The following is a 26,581-nucleotide window of genomic DNA, read 5'->3' as shown; positions in this document are numbered from 1 at the left end:
GCAGCTTGCTGTGCCATGGGACCTGCCCGGACGTATTTTATCCACCGCCGGTCCCGCGCCTGGGAGTCGGACCATACCGGCCCGCATCCCATTCACTGGCACTGGAATCTGACTACGCGTGTCCCAATTATCCCCGTAAAAGGGGGTGCTTCTCCAACGGTCCGGCAACGCCGGCAGGGGGAGCGCGTCGATGCCTGAAAGGGCAGCGGCTGATGGACACCAGGAGCTCCGCCCGACCGGGCGTACAGCTAAAACCGTCAATTGGCAGTAGGACCAGTGCGCCGTGCGCACGGCTGCTGCCGGAAGGAGTGACGACATGCCCGTCGTTACCATGCGCCAGCTGCTCGACAGCGGCGTTCACTTTGGTCACCAGACCCGCCGTTGGAACCCGAAGATGAAGCGCTTCATCTTCACCGAGCGCAACGGCATCTACATCATTGACCTGCAGCAGTCGCTGTCCTACATCGACCGTGCCTACGAGTTCGTCAAGGCCACTGTGGCCCACGGCGGTACCGTACTGTTCGTCGGTACCAAGAAGCAGGCTCAGGAAGCCATCGCCGAGCAGGCCACCCGTGTTGGCCAGCCGTACGTCAACCAGCGCTGGCTCGGTGGCATGCTCACCAACTTCCAGACTGTTGCCAAGCGTATCCAGCGCATGAAGGAACTCGAAGAGATCAACTTCGAGGACGTCGCTTCCTCCGGCCACACCAAGAAGGAGCTCCTGCTCCTCAAGCGTGAACTGACCAAGCTGCAGAACAACCTCGGTGGTATCCGCAACCTGACCAAGGCACCGTCCGTGCTCTGGGTTGTTGACACCCCGAAGGAACACCTCGCCATTGACGAGGCCAAGAAGCTGAACATCCCCGTTGTTGCCATCCTGGACAGCAACTGCGATCCGGACGATGTCGACTTCCCGATCCCGGGCAACGACGACGCCATCCGCTCCGTGAACCTGCTGACCCGCGTCATTGCCGACGCCGTTGCCGAAGGCCTCATCGCCCGCAACAACAAGGCCGCAGGCAACACCGAAGCACCGGCTGAGCCGCTGGCTGAGTGGGAGCGCGAACTGCTCGAGGGTGCTGCAGAGACCCCGGCAGCCGACGCTGCTGCAGAAGCTCCCGCTGCCGAAGCAACCGGCGTCGACGCCGTTGTGGATGCTCCGGCCGCTGAAGTAACCGAGAAGTAAATAACGAATTCCTTAGTCCGGGCGGTCCACCGCCCGGACCAGGTACCTGCGAGTGCGGCTGGCCGGTAATCCGGCCAGCCGCACTGGCGGAACCGCACCAATACTTATTACGGGAGGACTGGAGTCCAAATGGCGAACTACACCGCTGCTGACATCAAGGCACTGCGCGAGCGCACCGGCGCCGGCATGATGGATGTAAAGAAAGCTCTGGACGAGGCCAACGGCGATGCCGACAAGGCCATGGAGCTCATCCGCATCAAGGGCCTGAAGGGCGCTACCAAGCGTGAAGGCCGTTCCACCGCTGAGGGCCTGGTTGCTGCCAAGGTCATCGACGGCACCGTCGGCGTCATGATCGAACTCAACTGCGAGACCGACTTTGTTGCCAAGTCCGCCAAGTTCATCGAGCTGGCCGACAAGGTCCTGGCCGCTGCTGTTGAGTCCGCTGCTGCTGACGCCGAGACCCTCCTCGCCTACAACGTGGACGGCAAGCCCCTGTCCGAGATTGTTGTCGAAGAAGGCGCCATCCTGGGCGAAAAGGTTGTTGTCCGCCGCGTTGCACGCGTCGAGGGCAAGACCGTTGACGCCTACCTGCACAAGACCTCCAAGGATCTTCCGGCACAGGTTGGCGTGCTGTTCGCCGTCGACGGCGAAGGCGCAGAAGCTGCCACCGCCGCACACGACGTTGCCGTGCACACCGCTGCATACGCTCCGACCTACCTGACCCGCGAGGAAGTTCCGGCAGAGACCGTCGAGAACGAACGCCGGATCGCCGATGAGACGGCACGCGCCGAGGGCAAGCCCGAAGCCGCGCTGACCAAGATCGTCGAAGGCCGCCTGACCGGTTTCTTCAAGGAAATCGTCCTGCTGGACCAGCCGTTCGCCAAGGACGCCAAGAAGACCGTCGGTAAGGTTCTCGAAGAAGCCGGTGTCACACCGGTCGGCTTCGCCCGCTTCCGCGTAGGCGCCTAATAACTTAGGACCAAACGGTTTCGACGAATACGTCATCATGACAGAGGGGGTGGTCACCGCGGGTGACCACCCCTTTTGCCTGTCCAGAACACCTCACTAGTCTTTAAAAGCAGCAGTACCTATGCCCGGGAGGCACAATGGCCCACGTACTCAAAGAATCCGATTCCCCGCGACGCCGCGTCCTGCTCAAACTCTCGGGTGAGGTGTTCGGCGGCGGCAAGCTCGGCGTGGATCCCGACACCGTGCGGGCAGTGGCCAAGCAGATCGCTGCAACTGTCGGCGAAGTGGAAGTGGCGATCGTCGTCGGCGGCGGTAACTTCTTCCGCGGCGCCGAGCTGTCCGTCAGCGGCATGGACCGCTCGCGTGCGGATTACATGGGGATGCTCGGCACCGTCATGAACTGCCTGGCCCTGCAGGACTTCCTGGAGCAGGCCGGCGTTGAAACCCGCGTGCAGAGTGCCATCACCATGGGCCAGGTTGCCGAGGCGTACATCCCGCGGCGTGCCATCCGCCACCTGGAAAAGGGCCGCGTGGTCATCTTCGGCGCCGGTGCCGGGCTGCCTTACTTCTCCACGGATACCGTCGCCGCCCAGCGTGCCCTCGAGGTCCATGCGGATGAGGTCCTTATGGCCAAGAGCGGCGTGGACGGCGTCTACACCGCCGATCCGAACAAGGATGCTTCGGCTGTTCGGCTGGAGACCCTGACGTACGACGACGCCCTGCGCCAGGACATCCGCGTTATGGACCAGACGGCCATGACCATGTGCAAGGACAATGACCTGGACATGGTGGTCTTCGGCATGGAGGGCGAGGGCAACGTAACCCGTGCCATCCGGGGCGAGAAGATCGGCACCATCGTTTCCAACTAGCGGGTGCGGCTCTCGGGTCCCGAAGGGACCTGGAACGGCGGCAACGAAATCCCCTCGGCCGCAGGCGGCCTCCGGGATTTAAAGCCGCCTTCCTCCAGGTCCCTGCGGGACCGGCACGTCCTCCCAGTGGGGGACGGCAGCCAGTGACTTTTCCTGGGTGGTCACGGTTTGCGTTGCGGCCCGCAGAGTGGGGCTTCGCTCGGTGCAGGGAACCCGCACCCTTTTGGCTTAGGATGATATTAGAGTCCGGCCACTGAGCGAGAGTGCTTGGTGGACACTGTTTTTAGAGGAGATACCGTGATCGAAGACACCTTGAAAGAGGCCGCCGACAAGATGGACAAGGCGGTGGAGGTTGCCAAGGAGGACTTCTCCTCCGTGCGCACGGGCCGCGCCAACCCGGCACTGTTCTCGCGCGTGCTGGTGGACTACTACGGTTCTCCCACGCAGCTGCAGCAGCTGGCGTCCTTCGCTACCCCTGATGCGCGCACCCTGCTGATCACCCCGTACGACGTGACGGCCCTGCGCGCCATCGAGCGGGCCCTGAGCGACTCCGAAGTGGGCGCCAACCCGTCCAACGACGGCAAGGTCATCCGGGTCATCATGCCCGAACTGACCCAGGACCGCCGCAAGGAATACGTCAAGATTGTCCGCGGCAAGGCAGAAGACGCCAAAGTGTCAGTCCGGAACATCCGCCGCAAGGCTAAGGACGGCATCGACCGCCTGGTAAAGGACAGCGAGGTGGGCGAGGATGACGGCGCCCGCGCGGAAAAGGACCTTGACGCCCTGACCAAGGCGCACACCGATTCCATTGACGATCTTCTCAAGCGCAAGGAAGCCGAGCTTCTCGAGGTCTGATGAGTGACGCCCAGCCTTCCAACCAGGCTGGCGGTGCACCGTCCGTCGAGACAGTTCCGGCAGCAAAGGCCACGGATATGAGCGCAGCCGATTCCGGCCGGGTGCCGAGCCGTCGGACCCGGAACCGCAAAGCCGACGCCAAGCCCGCCAAGGCCTCACGCGCCGGACGCAACCTTCCGGCGGCCATCGCCGTCGGGGTCATCCTCCTGGGTGCCCTGCTGATCGGCCTGCTGTTCTTCCCCTTCGCCATTGTGGTCATTGCCGTGGCCTTCGCTGCGGTAGGGGTATGGGAAGTTAGCCGCGCGCTGGAAGTGCGCGGCATGAAGGTGCCGCTGGTGCCGGTGCTGGTGGGATCCGTAGGACTGCCGTTTGCCGCGTTCTTCGGCGGCACTGAAGCCCTGGCCTTCGCAATGGTGGCCACCGCCGTCGCGATCCTGCTGTGGCGGAGCATCGATACCGCCGAAGAAGCCATCCAGAGCATTCTCGCGGGAATCTTCGTGGTGCTCTGGGTGCCGTTCCTGCTCAGCTTCGCGTTGCTGCTCCTGCGTGAGCCGGACGGCCAGATCCGCGTCGCCGTGCTGCTCCTGCTGGTGGTCTCCAATGACACCTTCGGATATCTGGTGGGCGCTTTCTTCGGCAAGCACCCCATGGCCCCCAAGATCAGCCCCAAGAAGTCCTGGGAAGGCTTCGCCGGATCCGCCGGCGGCGCCACGATCGTGGGTGTTGCAGCGGCCGTATTCTTCCTGGACCAGCCCTGGTGGTTCGGCGTGGTGCTGGCCGTGGCAACGGTAGCGGCAGCCACCGCGGGCGACTTCTCCGAATCCATGGTCAAACGCGAGCTGGGCGTGAAGGACATGTCCAACCTCCTGCCCGGCCACGGCGGTGTGATGGACCGGCTGGACTCCGTGGTGTTCGCTTCTCCGGTGGTCTTCCTGCTTTCCGTGCTGCTCTCCGGCGTGTCCTAGCCGCCTTCCGGCAGTGCCTGCCGGTGGACCGGCTGCCTACCAGCCGGATCACCGCGGCGGCACCGTAATACCGTAACGGTCCGGCAACGTCCGGTGTGCCTGCACACATACGCGGGTGGCGGCGTCGTAAGATGTTTCAGAGTTTTTCATACATTGCCCATGCGCCGGATCCTGGATATCCAGCCCTGGCGCAGTAACTCCGTAAGGCAATAACCACAGAGGAACAGTAAATTCATGGACGATGCGCGGCAGGCCAGTGCTCCTTTCGAACGCGTGGGACGGCGGGACTTCGGCTACAACATCCGCCAGGTCGATGAGTTCCTGACCAAGGCCCGTAACTACTACAACTCCGATTCGAAGGCATCCAACCCGGTCACCAGCGCCGACGTGCGTTCCATGGCCTTCGACCCGGCCAAGGGCGGTTACGAGCCGCAGGCCGTAGACGCGGCACTGGACCGCCTCGAAGACGTTTTTGCACAGCGTGAGCGGGACCAGCTGATTGAAGACCGCGGCGAAGAAGCATGGCTGCTGCAGATCGGGCGCATCTCCGCCGTCCTGCGTGCACGGCTGCACCGCAAACCGGGGGAGCGGTTCCGCCGTCCCGCCCGCAAGCGCGTGGCCAGCTACAACGTCAAAGACGTGGATGCCCTGTGCAACGAATTGCTGGGCTACTTTGAACACGACCGTCCGCTGAGCGTTGACGTTGTCCGCCGTGCGGTGTTCCGCGAAACCAAAGGCGACCAGGGATATGAAGAAACGCAGGTGGATGCGTTCCTGGACCGCGTTGTCGAACTGATGGCCTCCATCGACTAACCAGCCCTCCCGGCTCTAAAGCGGACATCCTTCAGCAACGGACTTTCAGCAGCGGAGCCTTCAGCTTCGAGGCGCACTGCCCGGGCGGGGACGCTCCAGCGGCTCGGGGGTGTGCAGCCGCGCCAAGAACTTCGCGGCGCCTCCCGGCGTCGAGCCGGCCGTTATCCGGGACACCACCACGGTGACCGCGAAGGCCGCGGGTACCGTCCACGCCGCCGGTTGTTCAATCCAGGCCGGAATCTGCAGTTCGAGCCTCGGCAGGACGGCGGCAGCCGCCATGGACCCGCCGCACAGCAGCGCTCCGGTCAGCATGCCGGCCCCGGCACCGGGCGCAGTGAGCCGGCGCCACCAGATCCCCAGTACCAGCAGCGGGCAAAGCGTGGAGGCGGTGAAGGCGAATACCATGCCGATGCTGCCCGCCAGGGCCGAGGACTCGGTGAGCAGGGCAATGGCCAGCGGTACGACGGCGGCCAGGACAGCGGAGAGCCGGAACCCGCGGACACTGCCGCGGAAAAACTCCTGGCTGATCACCCCGGCGAGGGATACGGTGAGCCCGCTGCTGGTGGACAGGAACGCGGCAAACGCACCGGCCGTGACCAGCGCTGCCAGCAGATCCCCGGTGGCTCCGTCGAAAACACGTCCGGGCAGCAGCAGCACGGCTGCGTCCGTGGCGCCGGCGTCAGCGAGATCCGGTGCGTAGATCCGCCCCAGTACGCCGAAGGTGATGGGAAAAAGGTAGAACAGGGACAGCAGCCCCAGCACGATCATGGTGGTGCGGCGGGCGGACGCGCCGTCGGGGTTGGTGTAGAAGCGCACCAGCACATGAGGCAGTCCGAGCGTGCCGCACAGCAGGGCGATGCTCAAGGAAATGTTCCGGTAGATCGGGGCGTGGGTCTGCGGGTCCAGTGCTTCAGCCAGCACCGCTGCGCCGTCCGGGCCGGGCGGCCCGTCGCCGGCGAGCCGGAAGAGGATGAACAGCACCGGAACGGCGATCGCCACCAGTTTCAGCCAGTACTGGAACGCCTGGACGAAGGTGATGGAGCGCATCCCGCCGGTCACCACGCTCAGGCAGACGACGCCGGTCACGGCCAGGCAGCCGATCTCCGCCGGCAGTCCGGTGGTGATCCGGATGGTCAGCGCCGCGCCGTGCAGCTGCGGGACGATGTACAGCCAGCCGATGGCGATCACCAGCAGGCTGGTCAGGCGCCGCACAGGCAGGGACTCCAGCCGGGCGGAGGCAAAGTCCGGGACCGTGTAGGCCCCGGACCGGCGTAGCGGTGCGGCCACAAACAGCAGGAGCATCAGGTATCCGCCGGTGTAGCCGATGGGAAACCACAGGGCGTCGACGCCGGAGGCCACTATCAGCCCGGCCACGCCCAGGAAGCTGGCGGCGGAGAGGTACTCGCCGCCAATGGCCGAGGCGTTCCACCAGGGCTTGACGGTGCGGGAGGCAACGTAGAAGTCGCTGGTGGTCCGGGAAATCCGCAGCCCGTAGAACCCGATCAGCAGGGTCGCCGCGGCCACCGCGGCCAGCGCCGTGTAGCCGATGCCCGGACTCATGCCCGGGGCAATGTCCCAGCTCACCGGCCCTCCACCAGATCGCGGTAGCGGTTTTCGTTGCGCTGGGCACTGAGCATGTAGAGCAGCCCGCAGCCGATCACCAGCGGGTACACCCCCACGCCCAGGAGGATCCACGGGGCCGGGATGCTGCCGATATGCAGGTCGGCACTCACCGGAAGGAAAGCAAGGAGCACGGGAACGCCCAGCAGGATCAGCAGGAACCCTCCGCCCACCACCAGGGCCAGCCGCAGCTGGCTGCGGATCAGCGAGCCGATAATCAGTTCACCCACTTCGGACTGCTCATCCAGTTCCCGGGACACGGGGAAAGGCGCAGCCCCGGGGGAGGCGCCGGTGGCAGTGACACGGATCCGCGGCGGGGCAGGGTCGGCGTGCTCAGGTGCCGAGCCGTCAGGCGCAGCCCGGTCAGGCGCCGACCCATCAGGCGCAGCCCGGTCCGGGGCGGCTCCGGCGGTCACTGGGCGGGCCTGACCCGGCCGGCGTCGAGTGTGTTCCGCACGGCAGGCAGATGCCGCCGGCTGACCGGCAGGTCCACCTCGCCCAGCTGCACACTGGCCCGGCCGCCGGCCAGCCGCACCTGGCGGATGTGGTTCCGGGCCACCAGATAGGACCGGTGGATCCGCACAAAGCCCGCCCCCGACCACTGTTCCTCCAAATCCGCCAGGGGGACCCGGATCAGGTAGCTGGCATCCGTGGTGTGCAGGCGGGCGTAATCGCCCTGCGCCTGGACGTAGCGGATGTCGGCGCGGGCAATGATCCGTGTGGTGGCGCCCTGGACCACGGTCACCATGTCGGCCTCGGCCTCCGGTTCAGTGACCGATTCGCAGATCCGGCGCACGGATTCCGCAAGCCGTTCCGGCCGCACCGGCTTGAGCAGGTAATCCAGGGCGGCCAGGTCAAAGGCCCGCAGTGCCTGGTCTTCGTCGGCCGTCACGAACACCACCGCCGGTGGCCGTTCCCGCTGGCCCAGCGCTTTGGCAATGTCCAGGCCGGACAGGGCGGGCATATGGATGTCGAGGAACACGGCGTCGACGTCGCGGGTGGAGATCTCGTGAAGGGCTGCCGCGCCGCTGGCGGCCCGGTAGACCGTGCCCACCCGGGAGTCCAGGCCCAGCAGGTAGGCGAGCTCCTCGACGGCGGGGGCTTCGTCGTCTGCCACCACAACGCTGAGGGGGCGGGGAGGTTTGCGCATGCGATACAGATTACGCGTTGGTGGGCCGGTTCTCCGGCTGCGACTTCGGCACACGCATGGTGATCAGGGTGCCGGCGCCGGGCGCCGTGTCGATGACCAGGCCGTGCTGCCCGCCGTAGACCTGCCGCAGCCGCACATCAACGTTGCGCAGGCCCACATGGTCCCCGTCGGCATGCCCGGCCAGGACGGAGCGCAGATGGACCGGGTCCATCCCCACCCCGTTGTCCTCAATGGTGATCACCGCGTCCGCACCGGCGTCGACGGCGGCAATGGTGATGCGGCCCTGCCCGTCCTTGGCCTCCAGCCCGTGGCGGACCGAGTTTTCCACCAGCGGCTGCAGGGACAGGAACGGAATGACGGTGCCCAATACCTCCGGGGCAATCTGCAGGCTAACCTTCAGGCGCTCCCCGAACCGGGCCCGCTCCAGGAGCAGGTACCGGTCCACGGATTCCAGTTCCTCGGCAATGGTGGTGAAGTTCCCGTGCCGGCGGAAGGAATAGCGGGTGAAGTCGGCGAACTCGACCACCAGCTCCCGGGCGCGCGCCGGGTCGGTGTTGATATAGGAGGCGATGGCGTTGAGCGAGTTGTAGATGAAGTGGGGACTGATCTGGGCCCGCAGGGCGCGCACTTCCGCTTCCATCAGCTGCGCCCGGGACGTGTCCAGCTCGGCCAGCTCCACCTGGGTGGCCAGCCACGCGGCCACCTCGTTGGCCGCCCGGACCAGTCCGGCCCGGACCGAGGGGGCAAACACCGCAACCGTTCCCACGGTCTTTCCGTTGACCGGCAGCGGGGAGACAAGCAGTTCCCGTCCGCCGTCCTGCAGGCCCAGCGCGCGCAGCGCCGCCCCGCGGAACACCCGGGTCCGGCCCGATTCCAGCACCAGCCGCGCGGCGGACAGCAGCCGTTCGCGGCGGGCCGGAGTATCCGCGATTGCGCCGTCCCAGGCCAGTACGGCCACCGCGTCGGTAATGACCAGCGTGTCGCAGTCCAGCAGGTCCCGCAGGTGCCGGCTGGCCTTGCGGGCACCGGCCGGAGTCAGGCCGGAGCGCAGGTGTGCAGAGGCGAGCGACGCCGTGTGCAGGGTGGCGTAGGTGGCACGCTCCGCGTCCGAACCCAAGTCCCGTGCCGAGCGGCTGAGGCGGAAACCGAGCACGGCCACCACCGCAACCGTGAGGACGGCAACGGCGCAGACCAGGGCTATGTCGACGGCGGGGCTAAGCATGGACCCACCCTAGCGGCCTTCGGCGGCAGCCCGGCCGGCCCGCCCAGCCCGCCAGCCCGCCCGCCCGCGCCCCCGCGCGCCCGGTTTACCCGGTGCCGAACGCTGCCGTTCACCGCACGGAACGCACCGTTCACCGACGCCCGGCTGCGTCGTGCAGACGATCCGGGCCGGCCTGTAGGAAAGTGATGAGCGTCACAGCTTGCACAGCGTCGTGTCCCGGCCTCTTGGCGGGTCAACGCGTGGAGCGTGCCCCAACAGAGGAGGAACAATGGCTGAAGAGCAGCCGGTTTCACACGCTGCGCACCCGGAGCAGGTGGACTTCCGGGAAGTCCAGAGCTCACCCGAGTTCCGGGAACTGCGCAAGCGCCAGCGCAGCTTCATTTTCCCGATGGCCGTGGCCTTCCTGGTCTGGTACTTCGCGTATGTGCTGCTGGCCGATTACGCGCACGGGTTCATGTCCACCCCGGTGATCGGCAACATCAACATGGGCTTGATCCTGGGGCTGCTGCAGTTCGTCAGCACCTTCGGCATCACCATGTGGTACGTCAGCTATGCCAACCGCCGGATGGATCCCATTTCCTCGGAGATCCGCGGAGAACTTGAGGCCAAGGGCGTCAGCCGGCCGGAGGAGACCAAGTGAACAACGTGCACATCGCGGCCGCGGAGGTAACGGCCGAGTCCATCAAGGACACCGGGCTGCTGAACATGGTCATCTTCGGCCTGTTTGTGGCGGTCACCCTGATAGTGGTGCTCCGCGCCAGCCGCAACAACAAGACCGCCGCGGACTACTACGCAGCCGGCCGATCCTTCACCGGGCCCCAGAACGGTACCGCGATTGCCGGCGACTACCTCTCCGCTGCTTCCTTCCTGGGTATTGTCGGCGCCATCGCCGTAAACGGCTATGACGGCTTCCTGTATTCCATCGGCTTCCTCGTCGCCTGGCTGGTAGCCCTGCTGCTGGTGGCGGAAATGCTCCGCAACACCGGCAAGTTCACCATGGCCGACGTGCTGTCCTTCCGCCTCAAGCAGCGTCCGGTGCGGATTGCGGCAGCCATCACTACCCTGGCAGTCTGCTTCTTCTACCTGCTGGCGCAGATGGCCGGCGCCGGCGGGCTGGTGTCCCTGCTGATGGGCATCGACAGCAAGATCGGGCAGTCCTTGGTGATCACCGTGGTGGGCGCCCTGATGATCATCTACGTACTGATCGGCGGCATGAAAGGCACCACGTGGGTGCAGATCATCAAGGCCTGCCTCCTGATCGCCGGCGCCGCCGTGATGACCGTGTGGGTCCTGGCGAACCACGGCTTCAACCTCTCGGAACTGCTCGGCCACGCCGTGGAAACCACGGGCAACCCCGCCATCCTGGATCCGGGGCTGCAGTACGGCAAAACCGAAACCTCCAAACTGGACTTCATCTCGCTGGGCCTGGCCCTGGTGCTTGGCACCGCAGCCCTGCCGCACGTGCTGATGCGCTTCTACACGGTGCCTACCGCCAAGGAAGCCCGCCGGTCCGTGGTCTGGGCCATCTGGCTGATCGGTATCTTCTACCTGTTCACCCTGGTCCTGGGCTACGGCGCCGCGGCCATGATCGGTTCCGAGGCGATCAAGAGCGCTCCCGGCGGCGTGAACTCGGCAGCACCGCTGCTGGCCTTCGCCCTCGGCGGGCCGGTCCTGCTGGGACTGATCTCCGCCGTCGCGTTCGCCACCATCCTGGCAGTGGTTGCCGGGTTGACCATCACGGCGGCTGCTTCCTTTGCCCATGACATTTACGCCAACGTCATCCGCAAGGGCCAGGTGGACGCAGACGGCGAGGTCAAGGTAGCCCGCACCACGGTGGTGGTCATCGGCATCATCTCGATCCTGGGCGGCATCGGAGCCCAGGGCCAGAACGTTGCCTTCCTGGTGGCCCTCGCCTTCGCGGTGGCTGCCAGCGCCAACCTGCCCACCATCATCTACTCGCTGTACTGGCGGAAGTTCTCCACCCAGGGCGCAATCTGGAGCATGTACGGCGGCCTCGGGTCGGCCATCCTGCTGATTGCTTTCTCTCCGGTGGTTTCCGGTACGGAAACATCCATGATCAAGGGCGCGGACTTCTCCTGGTTCCCGCTGAGCAACCCGGGACTGGTGTCCATCCCGCTGGCCTTCTTCCTGGGCTGGCTGGGCACGGTGCTGGATAAGAACACTGAATCCGCAGTCAAGCAGGCGGAAATGGAAGTCCGGTCCCTGACCGGCGTCGGCGCCGAAAAGGCCGTCGACCACTAGGACTGTCCTTCCGCATAACGCAAGCAGGTAACCCAGGCAGGTTCCGCTCCGGCGGGGCCTGCCTGCGGCGTTGCAGCTAGGAAGCCCCGGGCCCCGGCCCGCTGCGCAGCAGGGGAGTGGCGCGCAGGGGGATTAGTTCGCCCATGGCGAGGTTGGTGTCGCACCGCTGCACGCCGTCGATGGCCAGGATCAGCTTGTTGATCCGGAACAGGTCCTCCGCGTCCGCGGCCACCACGCGCAGCAGCAGGTCCGCGTCTCCGGTGAGCCCGTGCGCCTCGATGACTTCAGGCAGCTCCGCCAGATCGGCGGTGATCCGGGACAGTTCCGGCTGATGCACGTGGACGTGGACGAAGGCCATCAGCGGATAGCCCAGTGCGGCCGTGTTGATCCGGCGTTCGAACGGCAGGAACGCACCCTTGCGTTCCAAACCGGCCAGCCGGGCCTGGACAGTATTCCGTGAAAGCCCGAGCACGGCGGCCAGCGCCACGGCGGTGCGGGTGGAATCCTCCGCCAGGGCAAGCAGGAGCCGGCGGTCGGTGGCGTCGAGGGGCTGCATAGTGCGCAACGCTAGCACGGCCCATCGGCCGCTTATAGGGCAGGATGCTCGGTCTTTTCGCTAATGGTTGTGCTGGATGCCGGGTGTGAGTAGGGTCACATTTATGCGGGCAATGGAGCCCGGCGTAGGCCCCGCCACCCCTGGGGCCCAACCACGGAAGGATGCGTATCCCAGTGTCCCTGCATACCCCGGTGCGGCACCCGGAAAACTCCGGCAGCTCACCCACCGATCCCTACGTCCAGCTGATCACACCGGATGGCGTACGCGTCCCGGACCCCCTGTATGACCGCTGGGTGAAAGACGTCGACGGCGCCCGGCTCCGGGAACTCTTCCTGGACATGGCAGTCATCCGCCGGATCGATACCGAAGCCACCGCACTGCAGCGCCAGGGCGAGCTGGGGCTGTGGCCCCCGCTGCTGGGCCAGGAAGCCGCCCAGATCGGCTCCGGCCGGTCGCTGCGCAGCTCCGACTTTGCGTTCACCAGCTACCGCGAAAACGGCGTGGCCTACTGCCGCGGCGTGGGCATGGAAGACCTGATGCGGGTTTGGCGCGGCAACGCCGCGGCCGGCTGGGACCCCTACAGCGTCAACATGGCCCCGACCCAGGTCATCATCGGCGCCCAGGCCCTGCACGCGGCCGGGTACGCCATGGGCATCAGCTATGACGGGTCCGACGACGCCGCCATCAGCTACTTCGGTGACGGCGCCACCAGCCAGGGCGACGTCAACGAAGCCATGGTTTTCGCTGCCAGTTACCAGGCGCCGGTGGTCTTTTTCTGCACGAACAACCAGTGGGCCATCTCCGAACCGGTCACCCTGCAGGCCCAGGTGCCCATTGCCAACCGCGCCCCGGGCTTCGGCATCCCCTCCATCCGCGTGGACGGCAACGACGTACTGGCGGTAATGGCCGCCACCCGGGAGGCACTGGACCGTGCCCGCACCGGCAACGGCCCCACCTTCATTGAGGCCGTGACCTATCGGATGGGCCCGCACACAACGGCCGATGATCCCACCCGGTACCGGGACGCAGCCGAACTGGAGCAGTGGCGCGGCAAGGATCCGCTGGCCCGGGTCCAGGCGCTGCTGGAGACCATGGGGCTTTTCGACGCCGCCTTTGCCGCCGACGTCGATGCCCGCACCGACGCAGCAGCGGCGCAACTGCGTGCCGCCTGCCTGGGCATGCCGGACCCGCAGCCCGCCGACGTTTTCGCGCATGTCTACGCGGAGCCGCATTCCTGGCTGGACCGCCAGCAGGAACAGTACTCGCGTTACCTCAGCGGTTTCGCCGGCGAAGGGACCCGCTCATGACCACCATGACTTTCGGCAAGGCCATTACCGCCGGGCTGCGCCGGGCAATGGAAAACGACCCCAAGGTCCTGATCATGGGGGAAGACGTGGGCAAGCTCGGCGGCGTCTTCCGGATCACGGACGGCCTGCAGAAGGATTTCGGTGCGCACCGGGTGGTGGACACCCCGCTGGCTGAATCCGGCATTATGGGCACCGCCGTGGGCCTCGCCTTCCGCGGCTACCGGCCGGTGGTGGAAATCCAGTTTGACGGGTTCATCTATCCGGCTTTCGACCAGATTGTGTCCCAGGTGGCGAAGATGCATTACCGGACCCGGGGAGCGGTCAAGCTGCCACTGACTATCCGGGTGCCTTTCGGCGGCGGGATCGGCTCCCCGGAGCACCACTCCGAGTCGCCGGAGGCCTACTTCACGCACACCTCCGGGCTGCGCGTGATCAGCGTGTCCAACCCCCAGGACGCCTACACCATGATCCAGCAGGCGATCGCTTCCGACGATCCGGTCCTGTACTTCGAGCCGAAGCGCCGCTACCACGTCAAGGGCGAGGTGGAAGAGGCGGCTGAAGCGCAGCTGCCCATGGGAGCGGCCCGCGTGGTCACCCCGGGCAACGACGTCACCCTGGTGGCTTACGGTCCGCTGGTTCCCACCGCCCGCGACGCGGCCGTGGCGGCCTCGGACGAGGGAGTGTCCGTGGAGGTCATTGACTTGCGTTCGCTGGCGCCGGTGGACTTCACCACGGTGGAGGCCTCGGTGCGCAAGACCGGCCGGCTGGTGATTACCCATGAGGCAGCACAGTTCGGCGGACTCGGTGCGGAAATCGCCGCGAGCATCACCGAACGCTGCTTCGACTACCTGGAGCACGCACCCGTACGCGTGACCGGTTTCGACATTCCGTATCCGCCGGCCCGGCTGGAATCCCACCACCTTCCGGACCTGGACCGGATCCTGGACGGGGTCGACTTCGTCCTGCGCCGCCCCAGCTCCCTTGCCCCGGCTCCCGGCCGCACCGTCTCGGCGGTGGGCTGATGCTGCGCGAATTCCGGCTTCCGGATCTGGGTGAAGGCCTCACCGAATCCGAGATCGTCAACTGGCACATTGCCGTGGGGGACACCGTAACGCTGAACCAGGTGATTGCCGAGGTGGAAACCGCCAAGGCAGTGGTGGAACTGCCCTCCCCGTACGAAGGCGTGGTGGCATGCCTGCACGAGCAGCCCGGAACCGTGGTGGAGGTCGGCTCGCCGATTGTATCCTTCGAGGTTGCTGCGGCCGCCGGTGCCCAGCCGGAGCAGGCACCTGACGCCCCGGCCCGGCGCGAACCGAACCTGGTGGGCTATGGGGCGGTGCCGGATTCCACCGGCCGGCCCGCCCGACGACGCCGGGCAGCGGCGTCGGCAGCGGCAGAACCGGCACCCCGCCCGGCGCCCCGCCCGGCGCCCCAACCGGCACCCGTGTCCGAAGCGCCCGTGTCCGAACGCCCCCGGTCCACGCCTCCGGTCCGCAAACTGGCCCGGGACATGGGAATCGACCTGGCCCGGGTCCGGGGTACCGGACCCGAGGGGCTCGTGGTGCGGGCCGACGTCGTACGCGCCGCCTCTCCGGCGGCAGCGCCGGCCACCGGGACGGCCGCGGAATCCGAGCTGCAGCCGGGACGGGAAGAGCGCATTCGGATTTCAGGGGTCCGGAAGCACACCGCCGCGGCCATGGTGGCCAGTGCCTTTACCGCACCGCATGCCACCGTGTTCCTGACCGTGGACGTCACAGCCACCATGGACCTGCTGGCCCGGCTCCGGGCTCAGCCGGACTTTGACGGTGTGAAGCTTTCACCGCTGACCCTGGCGGCGAAGGCAGTGTGCCTGGGCCTGCGGCGTTTCCCGGCAGTGAATTCCCGCTGGGACGCGGACGCCGGGGAGATCATCCGCTATAACTACGTGAACCTCGGCATCGCGGCAGCCACGCCCCGCGGACTGACCGTTCCGAACATCAAGGACGCCCAGAAGCTGAGCCTGCACGGCCTCGCGGCCGCCGTCACCGCGTTGGCACAAACGGCACGGGACGGGAAAACCGCACCAGCGGACCTCGCCGGAGGCACTATTTCCATCTCCAACGTGGGTGTGTTCGGCGTGGATGCGGGCACACCCATCCTGAACCCGGGGGAGGCGGCCATCCTTGCCCTGGGTGCGGTCCGCCGCCAGCCCTGGGAGTACAACGGCGATATTGCGCTGCGTTCGGTGATGACCCTGAGCCTGTCCTTCGACCACCGGCTGGTGGACGGAGAACAGGGAGCCGGGTTCCTCCGCGCGGTGGGCGACGTGCTGGCCGAGCCGGTGCTCGCCTTGGCGATGGCCTGACCAACGCGGGCAGGACCCGTACCGGATCATCTCCGATACGGGTCCTGCCTTGTTACAGTCCGCTTTTCGCTGCCTGTAACTATTGCCTAGTTCAGTTCGAGCTCGAGTTCCTTGACCACGGCGCCGCGCGCGTTGGCGAAGCCCTGGGTTTCACCGATTACCTTGAAGCCGTACTTCTCCAGGATGCGGATGGAACTCACATTGTCCGCAACCGCCCGGGCGCGGACGGGACGGTCGCTGAACTCTTCCAGGAACAGGCCGACGGCGGCGGTGGTGATGCCGCGGCCCCAGCGTGCCTTGTCGATCCAGTAGCTGATTTCGGGGACGTCGCCGTCGCGGTAGGCCAGGATGCTGCCGACTACCTCGCCGTCGGACACGATGGTGCGCACCGTAATGGATTCATCGTTGAGGATGCTCTGCCAGTGATGGTCAAAGACGCCGCGGTCCGACGGGTTCTTGGCGGTGAAGGCCGCCATATGGTTGGCGCTGGGATCCAGCTGATGGGAGAAGAATTCCTCCAGATCGGCGGGAACTACGGCACGAAGCTCAATCACAGCAGGTCTTTCTGCTCGGGGTTTGGGGAGTGTTCGGAGGGAAGGAAAAAAGTCCGGCAGCTACTCGGCGTTCAGGGCCGCCCACGCCATTCTATCGAGCAGGGAGCGCAGCCGTGCGGTCTCCCGGGCGCTGGTGCGCCCGTGCATCGAGTGCGACGTTGAGTTGATCAGGCCGAAAACGCCCTGCGCCCGGTGCCGCAGCAGCGGCAGGTCGGAGCCGGGATGCAGGGCGGACAGTGCGTCCACCCATACCCCCACGTACTGGCGCTGCAGGGACCGGACCCGGCGTTCGTCGTCTTCGGGAAGGCTGCCCAGATCCCGGTCCTGGACCCGGATCACGTCTGCCTGCCGCAGGGCGAAGTCCACCTGGAATTCCACCAGGCCGCGCAGGGCAATTTCGGGCGTGGCTGATTCGGCCACCACTGCTTTGCCGCCCTCCAGCAGGTCCTGGCTGACTCCCACCAGCAGGGCGGAGAGCACGGCCGGTTTGCCGCTGAAGTGCCGGTATACCGCGGGGCCGCTGACGCCGGCGGCCGCACCGAGTTCTTCAATGGAGACCCCGTTGTAGCCGCGCTCGGCAAACAGGGCCGCGGCGGCGTCGAGCATCGCGGCCCGGCGCGACGCTTTGGCGAGGCTGCGCCCCGTCATCCGGACCTTCTCGTTGGTTGCATCGTCTTTAGCTGCGTCCATACCCACCCCTTCTGATCGGACAGAGCATTTCTCCCATTGTGGTGGACAGGTCAGTTAATAACCAATAACCTGACTTGGGTTAGGGGTCATTAACTCGGGTTTGGGCCGGTTAGCCCCTCGGCAGGAGGACGTCATGGAGACACTGAAATCCGGGCTCGACACCGCGGCGGACGCGTTTGCGCTCAATACTGCAGCCCAGCAGGCCCTGGCCGATGAACTGCGCAACCGGCTGGCTGCAGCCGCCGAGGGCGGGCCGCAGCGCTCCCGCGAGCGGCACACCGCGCGGGGCAAGCTGCTGCCCCGGGACCGGGTGAGCCGCCTGCTCGATGTTGGCAGTCCCTTCCTGGAGATCGCTCCGCTGGCTGCCGAGGACATGTACGACGGCGAGTGCCCCGGCGCCGGCCTGATCGCCGGCATCGGCCTGGTTCAGGGCCGGCAGGTGATGGTCCTGTCCAACGATGCGACGGTCAAGGGCGGGACCTACTATCCGATGACCGTCAAGAAGCACCTGCGCGCCCAGGAAATCGCGCTCGAGAACCGGTTGCCGTGCATTTATCTGGTGGACTCCGGCGGCGCGTTCCTGCCGCGCCAGGACGAAGTGTTCCCGGACCGTGAGCACTTTGGCCGGATCTTCTTCAACCAGGCGCAGATGTCCGCCCGCAAAATTCCGCAGGTCGCCGCGGTCCTGGGCTCCTGCACCGCCGGCGGCGCCTATGTGCCGGCCATGAGCGACGAGACCGTGATTGTCCGCAACCAGGGCACGATCTTCCTGGGCGGACCGCCGCTGGTCAAAGCTGCCATCGGCGAAATTGTGACCGCCGAGGAGCTGGGTGGCGGCGAAGTGCACTCGCGCACCAGCGGCGTGACGGACCACCTCGCCGAGAATGATGCGCATGCGCTGGAAATAGTGCGCAGCATCGTGGAGACCTTTCCGCAGCAGCAGCCCGCGGCTGACCTGGTGGAAACCCGCCCGCCCGCCGAAGATCCGGCGGAAATCTACGGCGTGGTGCCGACGGACCTGCAGACCCCCTACGACGTCCGCGAACTCATTGCCCGCCTGGTCGATGCCAGCGAATTCCACGAATTCAAAAAGGACTACGGCACCACCCTGGTCACCGGGTTCGCCCGGCTGCACGGCCACCGGATCGGCATTGTGGCCAACAACGGGGTGCTCTTCAGCGAATCGGCGCTCAAGGGTGCGCACTTCATTGAACTGTGCGACCAGCGAGGCATCCCCCTGGTCTTCCTGCAGAACATCTCCGGCTTTATGGTCGGCCGGGACTACGAGGCCGGCGGAATCGCCAAGAACGGCGCGAAGATGGTCACCGCCGTCGCCACCGCCCGGGTACCCAAACTGACCGTGGTGGTGGGCGGCTCCTTCGGGGCCGGCAACTATTCCATGTGCGGCCGGGCCTATTCACCGCGCTTCCTGTGGATGTGGCCGGCGGCCCGGATCTCCGTGATGGGCGGCGCGCAGGCGTCCTCGGTGCTGGCCACCGTCAAACGCGACCAGTTGGAGGCCCGCGGCGAGCAGTGGCCGGCGGAGGCGGAAGAAGCCTTCAAGGCGCCCATCCGCGAGACCTACGAAGCCCAGGGCAGCCCCTACTATTCCACCGCCCGGCTGTGGGATGACGGCATCATCGACCCCCTCGACACCCGCACCGTCCTGGGCCTGGCCCTGGACGTCTGCGCCAACGCACCCCTGCCGGAGACCTCCTTCGGCCTGTTCCGGATGTGAGCCCCCATGACACCCTTTGACGCTCCGCTGTTCCACACCGTGCTGGTGGCCAACCGCGGTGAAATCGCCTGCCGGGTCATCCGCACCCTCCGCGAGATGGGGATCCGCTCGGTGGCGGTCTACAGCGACGACGACGCCGGGGCGCGGCACGTGCGCGAAGCCGACACCGCCGTCCGGCTGGGCCCGGCACCGGCGAGGCAGAGCTACCTGTCCGTGGACGCCGTCCTGGCCGCGTGCCGCAGCGCCGGCGCGCAGGCAGTGCACCCCGGGTACGGTTTCCTCAGCGAGAACGCCGCTTTCGCCCGTGCTCTGGCCAACGCCGGCATCACCTTCATTGGCCCGGGGGTAACCTCCCTGGAACTGATGGGGGACAAGATCCGGGCCAAGAACCACGTCCAGGCCCACGGGGTGCCCGTGGTGCCGGGCATTGCCGAACCGGGCCTGGACGATGCCCGGCTGCAGGCAGCCGCGGAGGGGATCGGTTATCCCATCCTGATCAAGCCTTCCGCCGGCGGCGGCGGAAAGGGCATGCACGCCGTCGAACGGCCAGAAGACCTCGCTGCGGCACTGCAGACCGCCCGGCGCGTGGCCGCCTCGGCGTTCGGAGACGACACCCTGTTCCTTGAGCGCCTGGTGTCCTCACCCCGGCACATCGAGGTGCAGGTCCTCGCGGACACGCACGGGAACGTGGTCCACCTGGGGGAGCGGGAATGCTCCCTGCAGCGCCGGCACCAGAAAGTCATCGAAGAAGCCCCCTCGGTGCTGCTGGATCCGGCCACCCGGGAACGGATCGGCGAAGCAGCCTGCAATGCGGCGCGGTCCGTGGACTACACGGGGGCCGGCACCGTGGAGTTCCTGGTCTCCGACGCCGCGCCGGATGAGTTCTTCTTCATGGAAATGAACACCCGCCTGCAGGTGGAGCACCCGGTCACCGAAATGGTCACCGGAGTGGACCTGGTGGCGGAGCAGGTCCGGATCGCCGCCGGGCACCCGCTGTCCTTCAAGCAGGAGGATGTGGTGCTCACCGGACATGCCGTGGAAGCCCGGATCTACGCGGAGGACCCGGAACGGGATTTCCTGCCCACCTCGGGCTCGGTGCAGTGGCTGCAGGAACCGGCCGGAGAAGGTATCCGGATCGACTCCTCCCTGCTCCCGGGACTCGCAGTGTCCTCCAGCTATGACCCCATGCTGGCCAAGGTCATCGCCTGGGGCCCGGACCGGGGCACGGCGCTGGCCCGGCTGGACCGCGCGCTTGCCGGAACCACAGTGCTGGGCATCGGCACCAACGTGGAGTACCTGCGGCTGCTTCTGGCCGACCCCGATGTGCGGGCCGGCCGGCTGGACACCACCCTGATTGAGCGGCGGCTGCCGGGGATGCGGTTCCGCACCCCGGGGGATCCCGAACTGGCCGCCGCGGCCCTGCTGTATCTGCAGGGGCTGGCCGGACCGGCGTCGGGCTCGCCCTGGCGGCGGGCGGACGGCTGGCGAGTGGGGACCGGGAACACCGGGGCCGCTGCGCCGCTGCACCTGGTCTTCGCCGCCCCGGCACCGGGAGGAGCCGACACTAACGTCACCGTCGCCGGCAGCGCGCAGAAGGCCACGGTGCGGATCGGCGAGGACGGTCCGGAGTACGCCGCGGCCCTGGTGACCGAGGGCCCGGACGCGGCCGGCCGTCCCGTCCGGCTGAGCATGGACGGAATCCTGCACACGTTCACCACGGCAGTCGAGCCGGGCACCGGGGCCCTGTGGCTGGCCGGCAACAGTGCCGACGGCCCGTTCACCGCACGCCTGCGCATCCGGAGCCGCACCGAACAGCTGGAGCGGCAGCTGGCGGCTGCAGGACGGGAAGCGGGCGACGCCGACCCCGTGGTGCGCTCGCCGATGCCCGGCACCGTGGTGGCCGTGGCCGTGCCCGACGGCGCCCGGGTGGCTGCCGGAGATCCGCTCCTGAGCGTGGAAGCCATGAAGATGGAGCACCAGCTGCGCGCGCCGGTGGCGGGAAGGGTCAGCCTCAGCCTCCATCCCGGGGACCTCGTCAAGGCCGACCAGGTCCTGGCCACCGTGACCCCAGACCTTGCCGGCCCCGCCCCTGCAAGCCCTGATCCCGCAGTACCCGAAAGCACCGAACCCGATTCCACTGAAGGAGCAGACCATGCCCGACTTTGAACTCAGCGAGGAATACCAGGACCTCTCCGACACGGTGCGCGACTTCGCCGACGAGGTCATTGCCCCGGTCTCCGCCCAGCACGACGCCGAGCACAGCTTCCCGTACAAGGTAGTGGCGCAGATGGGGGAGATGGGCCTGTTCGGGCTGCCCTTCCCCGAGGAGTACGGCGGCATGGGCGGGGACTACTTTGCCCTGGCGCTGGCCCTGGAACAGATTGCCCGGGTGGACCAGTCCGTGGCCATCACCCTGGAAGCGGGCGTCTCCCTCGGCGCCATGCCCATTTACCGGTTCGGCAACGAGGAACAGAAGCAGCAGTGGCTGCCCCTGCTGGCCAGCGGTGAAGCGCTCGCCGGCTTCGGGCTCACCGAACGCGAGGCCGGTTCCGACGCCGGGGGAACCAAGACCACCGCGGTGCTCGAGGACGGGCAGTGGGTGATCAACGGCAGCAAGGAATTCATCACCAACTCCGGCACCGACATCACCCGCCTGGTCACGGTCACCGCCGTCACGGACACGGTCACCGAGCCGGACGGCACCTTCCGGAAGAAAATCTCCACCATCCTCGTGCCCACCGGCACCCCCGGCTTCACGGCGGAAAAGCCCTACAACAAGGTGGGCTGGAACGCCTCCGACACCCACCCGCTGACCCTCACCGACGTGCGGGTGCCCGAAGCGAACCTGCTGGGCACCCGCGGCCGCGGTTTCGCGAACTTCCTGCAGATCCTGGACGAGGGCCGCATTGCCATTGCCGCGCTGGCCACCGGCGCGGCCCAGGGCTGCGTGGATGAATCCCTGAAGTACGCCAAGGAACGCTCCGCGTTCGGAGCAGCCATCGGCACCTACCAGTCCATTTCCTTCAAAATCGCCCGCATGCAGGCCCGCGCCCACACCGCCCGGCTGGCCTATTACGACGCGGCGGCCCGGATGCTCGCCGGACGTCCGTTCAAGACCCAGGCCGCAATGGCGAAGATGATTGCCGGGGAAGCGGCCATGGACAATGCCCGGGACGCCACGCAAATCTTCGGCGGCTACGGCTTCATCAACGAATTCCCCGTGGCCCGGCACTACCGGGATTCCAAGATCCTGGAAATCGGCGAGGGGACTACTGAGGTGCAGTTGATGCTTATTGCCCGCAGTATGGGCCTGTAACCGGAACCGGCGGCGTGCGAACCGAGCAGAAACGGATTAAGCGATGATCAACAAGGTGTATCCCGGCGCGGCGGAAGCCGTCGCCGACATCCCGGACGGGGCTTCCCTGGCTGTGGGCGGCTTCGGCCTCTGCGGCATCCCTGTGGCCTTGATCGATGCCCTGCATGCCCAGGGCACCACGGACCTGGAGACGGTGAGCAACAACTGCGGCGTGGATGACTGGGGGCTGGGCCGGCTGCTGGCCGACCACCGGATCCGCCGCACCGTCAGCTCCTATGTGGGCGAGAACAAGGAATTTGCCCGCCAGTTCCTTTCCGGGGAACTGGAAGTGGTCCTGACCCCGCAGGGCACCCTTGCGGAGAAGCTGCGTGCCGGCGGCGCCGGCATCCCGGCCTTCTACACTCCGGCAGGGGTGGGAACGCAGGTCTCCGAGGGCGGGCTGCCGCAGAAGTACGACGCCGAGGGGTTGGTGGCCGTAGCCTCCGAGCCCAAGGAAGTCCGCAGCTTCAACGGCGCTGACTATGTGCTGGAGGAGTCCCTGACCCCGGACTTCGCCCTGGTCCATGCCGCCAAGGGAGACCGGCACGGCAACCTGGTCTTCCACGCCACAGCCATGAACTTCAACCCGCTTTGCGCCGCCGCCGGCCGGATCACCATTGCCGAGGTGGAGGAACTGGTGGAACCGGGTGAGCTGGATCCGGGCCAGGTGCACGTGCCCGGTATCTTCGTGCAGCGGGTGGTGCTGGCACCGGACGTGGAAAAACGGATTGAAAAACGCACCGTCAGCGCCGCGCCGTCGGCTGCCGAAGCCGCTGCCGAAATGAAGGAGGCCTGAGATGGCACTGACCCGGCATGAGCTGGCCGCCCGGGTGGCCCGGGAGCTGCACGACGGCGAATACGTGAACCTGGGCATCGGTATGCCCACCCTGATCCCGAACTACATCCCGGAGGGCGTGGAAGTGGTGCTGCACTCCGAGAACGGAATCCTCGGCGTCGGACCCTATCCCGCCGAGGACCGGCTGGACCCGGACCTGATCAACGCCGGGAAGGAAACGGTCACCGTGAACAGCGGGGCCTCCTTCTTCGATTCCGGGGCGTCCTTCGGCATGGTGCGCGGCGGGCACGTGGACGTGGCCGTGCTGGGCGCCATGGAAGTGGCGGCCAACGGCGACCTGGCCAACTGGATGGTGCCGGGAAAGATGGTCAAGGGCATGGGCGGGGCCATGGACCTGGTCTTCGGCGCGAAACGCGTCATTGTGATGATGGAGCACCTGGACCGGGCCGGCCGGCCCAAGATCGTGGCCGAGTGCTCCCTGCCGCTGACCGGAAAGGGATGCGTGGACCTGATCGTCACGGACCTGGCCGTCATCGAGGTGGGACCGGAGGGGCTGGTGCTGCGCGAAACGGCGCCCGGTGTCACCGTGGACGAGGTCCTGGCCGGAACAGGTGCTCCGCTGGAGGTGTCCCTTGACGTATGAGGAGCCGGACGCCGGCACCGAGAAGACGGCCATGGCGCCCCGGGTGGTTGAGCAGCGCGGCCTCTGGTACGGGGAATTCGAGCCGGGAACGGTGTACCGGCACCGGCCCGGCCGCACGGTCACCGAAGCGGACAATGTCCTGTTCACCACCCTGACCATGAACACCCAGGGCCTGCACCTGGACGCCGCCTACAGCCAGGGGCAGCCGTTCGGGCAGCGGCTGGTGAACTCCATGTTCACCCTGGCCACGATGGTGGGACAGTCGGTCGCGCAGCTGACGCAGGGCACCCTGGTGGCGCAGCTGGGGCTGGGGGAGATCAGCTTCCCGCACCCGCTGTTCCACGGCGACACCCTCTATACCGAAACCGAAGTGCTGGATATGCGGCTGTCCTCCTCCCGGCCGGGCCAGGGGATTGTCACGCTGGCCCACACCGGCCGGAACCAGAACGGCGACGTCGTCGGCCGGTGTACCCGGACGGCCCTGATGTGGACGGCGGACGGATACGCAGCGCAGGAACAGGCTGCTGCCACGCGATAGGTTGGAGCGATAAGCATCACCGTAAATTCCGAGGAGTCCAGCGCATGACCACCTTCCCCATGGGACCCGCCCTGCTTTTCTGCCCGGGAGACCGGCCCGACCGTTTCGGCAAGGCAGCCGAACGGGCGGACGCCGTCATCCTGGACCTGGAAGATGCCGTGGCACCCAGGGACAAGGACGCTGCCCGGAAGAACCTCCGGTCCGCGGAACTGGATCCGGCGTCCTCCATTGTGCGGGTCAATCCGCTGGGCAGCGACGAGTTTGAGCGTGACCTTGCCGCCCTGCGGGACACCCCTTACCGCACGGTGATGCTGGCCAAGGCCGAAGACCCGGCCGCCATCGGGCAGGCGCTCGCAGGCTTCACGGTCGTTGCCCTGCTGGAAACCGCTCTGGGCGTGGTGCGTGCCGCCGAGATTGCCGCGGTGCCCACCGTGGCAGCCCTCATGTGGGGTGCCGAGGACCTGCTCGCCTCCCTCGGCGGGGAGTCCAGCCGCCGCGACGACGGTTCCTACCGCAGCGTGGCCGTCCAGGCCCGGTCCACGGTGCTGCTGGCTGCCGGAGCGTTTGGCAAGGGCGCCATTGACTCCATTTACGGCAACATCCCGGACATCGCCGGGCTGGAGCAGGAAGCCCGCGATGCAGTTGCCTCCGGTTTTGCTGCCAAGGCCTGCATCCATCCCGACCAGGTCGCGGCAGTGCGCGCAGCCTACGCACCGGACCCCGCGGATGTCACCTACGCCGAGCAGGTCCTCGCCGAGGCTAAGAACCACGGGGGAGTGTTCAGCTTCCGCGGCCAGATGATTGACGGGCCGCTGCTGCTGCAGGCCGAGCAGACCCTGCGCCGCGCCGGAGCGTAGCCCCGCAGGGGCCGGAGGGTAGGCTCATCGCCATGTCCCTTGGCCGTGCGTTCAATGCCCTGTGGGGTGCGAATGCCGCGTCGAACCTCGCGGACGGGCTGGCTTTCGTGTCGATGCCGCTGCTGGCCGCATCCCTGACGGACGACCCGCGGTGGGTTGCCGGGCTCGCTACGGTTTATGCACTTGTACGCCTGCTCGCAGCCCTGCCCGTTGGGGTGTGGGTGGATCGGGCCGACCGCCGGCTCGTGCTCGTGTCAGCTAATCTGCTGCGGGGCACAGCGGTGGCCACCCTAGCGCTGTGTGTCCACTTCGGAATCGGTGGACTGCTTCTGGTGTATGCCGCGTTCGCGGTCGTCGGAACGCTTGAAAGCGCTGCCGACAATGCCGCGGTTTCCCTCGTCCCGGGCCTCGTAGGCCCTGGGGACCTGGACCGGGCGAACAGCCGGATCTCGGCGTCGCAGCTTGTCGCGGATGAATTCGCAGGGCCGCCGTTGGGCGGGCTTCTCTTCGCCCTGGCTGCATCGGCACCCCTCTTTGCGATGGGCGGGTTGTGGGCCGTGGCAGGGGTGCTGGCCTTGGCCTTGCCGCCGCGCGCCGCCCCGGACCGCACTGCCGCCCCGGACCGTATCGCCGTACCCGGCAGCACGGTATGGCGGGATGCCATGGCCGGTGCGCACTGGCTGGTGCGGCACCGGCTGGTCGGCGGGCTTGCGCTTATTGGCGCCCTCGCCAGCACCGGCTACATGCTGGCCTTCTCGATTCTGGTGCTGTTCGCACAGCAGCAACTTGGCGTCGACGGCGCCGGGTACGGCATCATCCTTGCCGTGTCAGCCGCCGGCGGCCTGATCGCCTCGTATGCAACGCCCCGTATGCGTGCACGGTTCGGCTACCGCTGGACCATTGCCGCCGCCCTCGCCATCGGCGCCGGCTCCCTCCTCGTCCTCGCCGTCACACACAACGCCTCAGCGGCGGCACTGCTTCTGGCGGCCTACATCTTCCACGCTGTTGTGTGGGGGATCTGCGCAACATCGCTGAGGCAGCGCCTGGTTCCGGACGAACTCCGCGGGCGTGTCAATGCCGCATCCCGCGTGCTGGGGCTGCTGGGCCTGGCCCTGGGCTCCGCAGCCGGCGGGGCCCTCGCCGTGGTAAACGTTGCCCGTCCGGTAGCCGCGGGCGGGATGGTTTTCCTCATCTGTGCCGCGGCAGCGGTTTATCTGCTCCGCAATGCCGGAGCTGGGACCGGCAGGGCGGGCACGCCTCCGGCACTGAAGCGGACGTAAAGCTGTTGCCGG

26 protein-coding genes are annotated in these 26,581 nt (G+C 67.1%); 19 read left to right on the top strand and 7 right to left on the bottom strand.

The window, feature by feature from the left end; genetic code table 11:
• Positions 1 to 316: 316 nt before the first annotated feature.
• From rpsB to LJ754_RS15895, 6 genes are all read left to right on the top strand, one after another.
• A complete protein-coding gene (gene rpsB / locus LJ754_RS15920) occupies positions 317 to 1,186 on the top strand; it encodes a 30S ribosomal protein S2 (protein WP_227913945.1) in 870 nt (289 codons plus the stop codon).
• Between the two features lie 129 nt (positions 1,187 to 1,315).
• Positions 1,316 to 2,155, top strand: coding sequence for a translation elongation factor Ts (tsf, locus tag LJ754_RS15915; protein ID WP_227913948.1), 840 nt, complete (start codon positions 1,316 to 1,318; stop codon positions 2,153 to 2,155).
• A 137-nt stretch (positions 2,156 to 2,292) separates the two neighbouring features.
• On the top strand, positions 2,293 to 3,024 hold the full coding sequence (pyrH, locus tag LJ754_RS15910) for a UMP kinase (RefSeq protein ID WP_227913949.1): 732 nt from the start codon (positions 2,293 to 2,295) through the stop codon (positions 3,022 to 3,024).
• A gap of 297 nt (positions 3,025 to 3,321) precedes the next feature.
• A complete protein-coding gene (frr, locus tag LJ754_RS15905) occupies positions 3,322 to 3,879 on the top strand; it encodes a ribosome recycling factor (protein ID WP_227913950.1) in 558 nt (185 codons plus the stop codon).
• A gap of 77 nt (positions 3,880 to 3,956) precedes the next feature.
• Positions 3,957 to 4,844 carry a phosphatidate cytidylyltransferase gene (locus tag LJ754_RS15900; protein ID WP_227913951.1) on the top strand — a complete coding sequence of 296 codons (888 nt, stop codon included), beginning with the start codon at positions 3,957 to 3,959 and terminating at the stop codon, positions 4,842 to 4,844.
• A 234-nt stretch (positions 4,845 to 5,078) separates the two neighbouring features.
• Positions 5,079 to 5,657, top strand: a complete 579-nt coding sequence (locus LJ754_RS15895; protein WP_227913952.1) for a DivIVA domain-containing protein — start codon at positions 5,079 to 5,081, stop codon at positions 5,655 to 5,657.
• 60 nt (positions 5,658 to 5,717) lie between these two features.
• Here the strand turns inward: LJ754_RS15895 and LJ754_RS15890 are convergent, their stop codons facing one another.
• Genes LJ754_RS15890 through LJ754_RS15875 form a run of 4 tightly spaced genes read right to left on the bottom strand, consistent with a single transcriptional unit; the run spans position 5,718 to position 9,649 of the window.
• A complete protein-coding gene (locus tag LJ754_RS15890) occupies positions 5,718 to 7,217 on the bottom strand; it encodes a sodium/solute symporter (RefSeq protein ID WP_227927368.1) in 1,500 nt (499 codons plus the stop codon).
• A 20-nt stretch (positions 7,218 to 7,237) separates the two neighbouring features.
• Positions 7,238 to 7,693, bottom strand: coding sequence for a hypothetical protein (locus LJ754_RS17005; RefSeq protein WP_331461536.1), 456 nt, complete (start codon positions 7,691 to 7,693; stop codon positions 7,238 to 7,240).
• Positions 7,690 to 8,427, bottom strand: a complete 738-nt coding sequence (locus LJ754_RS15880) for a LytR/AlgR family response regulator transcription factor (RefSeq protein ID WP_227913954.1) — start codon at positions 8,425 to 8,427, stop codon at positions 7,690 to 7,692. Before LJ754_RS15880 ends, LJ754_RS17005 begins: the two co-directional genes overlap by 4 nt.
• Before the next feature lie 10 nt (positions 8,428 to 8,437).
• Positions 8,438 to 9,649 (bottom strand): sensor histidine kinase, encoded by a 1,212-nt coding sequence (locus LJ754_RS15875; protein ID WP_227927317.1) that lies wholly within the window; start codon positions 9,647 to 9,649, stop codon positions 8,438 to 8,440.
• A 268-nt stretch (positions 9,650 to 9,917) separates the two neighbouring features.
• Here LJ754_RS15875 and LJ754_RS15870 point away from each other — a divergent pair, with 268 nt between their 5' ends.
• Positions 9,918 to 10,289: a DUF485 domain-containing protein gene (locus tag LJ754_RS15870; RefSeq protein WP_227927316.1), complete on the top strand. Its 372-nt coding sequence runs from the start codon at positions 9,918 to 9,920 to the stop codon at positions 10,287 to 10,289.
• A gap of 65 nt (positions 10,290 to 10,354) precedes the next feature.
• Positions 10,355 to 11,911, top strand: coding sequence for a solute symporter family protein (locus tag LJ754_RS15865; RefSeq protein ID WP_227914058.1), 1,557 nt, complete (start codon positions 10,355 to 10,357; stop codon positions 11,909 to 11,911).
• A gap of 76 nt (positions 11,912 to 11,987) precedes the next feature.
• On the opposite strand, the gene LJ754_RS15860 is transcribed toward LJ754_RS15865, so the two are convergent.
• Complete coding sequence (locus LJ754_RS15860; protein ID WP_227927315.1) at positions 11,988 to 12,467, bottom strand: Lrp/AsnC family transcriptional regulator; 480 nt, start codon at positions 12,465 to 12,467, stop codon at positions 11,988 to 11,990.
• Positions 12,468 to 12,628: 161 nt separating this feature from the next.
• On the opposite strand from LJ754_RS15860, the gene pdhA reads away from it, so the two are divergent.
• The 3 genes from pdhA to LJ754_RS15845 are packed head-to-tail and all read left to right on the top strand — an operon-like array spanning position 12,629 to position 16,118.
• Positions 12,629 to 13,774 (top strand): pyruvate dehydrogenase (acetyl-transferring) E1 component subunit alpha, encoded by a 1,146-nt coding sequence (pdhA, locus tag LJ754_RS15855; protein WP_442860343.1) that lies wholly within the window; start codon positions 12,629 to 12,631, stop codon positions 13,772 to 13,774.
• Positions 13,771 to 14,796, top strand: coding sequence for an alpha-ketoacid dehydrogenase subunit beta (locus LJ754_RS15850; RefSeq protein ID WP_227927314.1), 1,026 nt, complete (start codon positions 13,771 to 13,773; stop codon positions 14,794 to 14,796). Before pdhA ends, LJ754_RS15850 begins: the two co-directional genes overlap by 4 nt.
• Positions 14,796 to 16,118, top strand: coding sequence for a dihydrolipoamide acetyltransferase family protein (locus tag LJ754_RS15845; protein WP_227927313.1), 1,323 nt, complete (start codon positions 14,796 to 14,798; stop codon positions 16,116 to 16,118). The genes LJ754_RS15850 and LJ754_RS15845 overlap by 1 nt, the downstream gene beginning before the upstream one ends.
• An 86-nt stretch (positions 16,119 to 16,204) precedes the next feature.
• Here the strand turns inward: LJ754_RS15845 and LJ754_RS15840 are convergent, their stop codons facing one another.
• Positions 16,205 to 16,672, bottom strand: coding sequence for a GNAT family N-acetyltransferase (locus tag LJ754_RS15840; RefSeq protein ID WP_227913960.1), 468 nt, complete (start codon positions 16,670 to 16,672; stop codon positions 16,205 to 16,207).
• Positions 16,673 to 16,732: 60 nt separating this feature from the next.
• Positions 16,733 to 17,362, bottom strand: a complete 630-nt coding sequence (locus LJ754_RS15835) for a TetR/AcrR family transcriptional regulator (RefSeq protein ID WP_227913961.1) — start codon at positions 17,360 to 17,362, stop codon at positions 16,733 to 16,735.
• Between the two features lie 133 nt (positions 17,363 to 17,495).
• Here LJ754_RS15835 and LJ754_RS15830 point away from each other — a divergent pair, with 133 nt between their 5' ends.
• Genes LJ754_RS15830 through LJ754_RS15795 form a run of 8 tightly spaced genes read left to right on the top strand, consistent with a single transcriptional unit; the run spans position 17,496 to position 26,569 of the window.
• A complete protein-coding gene (locus LJ754_RS15830) occupies positions 17,496 to 19,100 on the top strand; it encodes a carboxyl transferase domain-containing protein (protein ID WP_227927312.1) in 1,605 nt (534 codons plus the stop codon).
• A 6-nt stretch (positions 19,101 to 19,106) separates the two neighbouring features.
• Positions 19,107 to 21,266, top strand: coding sequence for an ATP-binding protein (locus LJ754_RS15825; RefSeq protein WP_227927311.1), 2,160 nt, complete (start codon positions 19,107 to 19,109; stop codon positions 21,264 to 21,266).
• Positions 21,253 to 22,416 (top strand): acyl-CoA dehydrogenase family protein, encoded by a 1,164-nt coding sequence (locus tag LJ754_RS15820; protein ID WP_227927310.1) that lies wholly within the window; start codon positions 21,253 to 21,255, stop codon positions 22,414 to 22,416. Before LJ754_RS15825 ends, LJ754_RS15820 begins: the two co-directional genes overlap by 14 nt.
• Before the next feature lie 43 nt (positions 22,417 to 22,459).
• Positions 22,460 to 23,251 carry a CoA transferase subunit A gene (locus LJ754_RS15815; protein WP_227927309.1) on the top strand — a complete coding sequence of 264 codons (792 nt, stop codon included), beginning with the start codon at positions 22,460 to 22,462 and terminating at the stop codon, positions 23,249 to 23,251.
• Position 23,252: 1 nt separating this feature from the next.
• Positions 23,253 to 23,894, top strand: a complete 642-nt coding sequence (locus LJ754_RS15810; protein ID WP_227927308.1) for a CoA transferase subunit B — start codon at positions 23,253 to 23,255, stop codon at positions 23,892 to 23,894.
• A 31-nt stretch (positions 23,895 to 23,925) separates the two neighbouring features.
• Positions 23,926 to 24,432, top strand: coding sequence for a MaoC family dehydratase (locus tag LJ754_RS15805; RefSeq protein ID WP_227927365.1), 507 nt, complete (start codon positions 23,926 to 23,928; stop codon positions 24,430 to 24,432).
• 44 nt (positions 24,433 to 24,476) lie between these two features.
• Positions 24,477 to 25,289: an HpcH/HpaI aldolase/citrate lyase family protein gene (locus LJ754_RS15800; RefSeq protein ID WP_227927307.1), complete on the top strand. Its 813-nt coding sequence runs from the start codon at positions 24,477 to 24,479 to the stop codon at positions 25,287 to 25,289.
• 32 nt (positions 25,290 to 25,321) lie between these two features.
• Positions 25,322 to 26,569 carry an MFS transporter gene (locus LJ754_RS15795; RefSeq protein WP_227927306.1) on the top strand — a complete coding sequence of 416 codons (1,248 nt, stop codon included), beginning with the start codon at positions 25,322 to 25,324 and terminating at the stop codon, positions 26,567 to 26,569.
• Positions 26,570 to 26,581 lie beyond the last annotated feature (12 nt).

The organism is Arthrobacter sp. zg-Y40, assembly GCF_020731535.1.
GTDB lineage: Bacteria > Actinomycetota > Actinomycetes > Actinomycetales > Micrococcaceae > Arthrobacter_B.
Note: the sequence above shows the minus strand (reverse complement) of the source record. Positions and strands in the feature narration are given on the sequence as shown.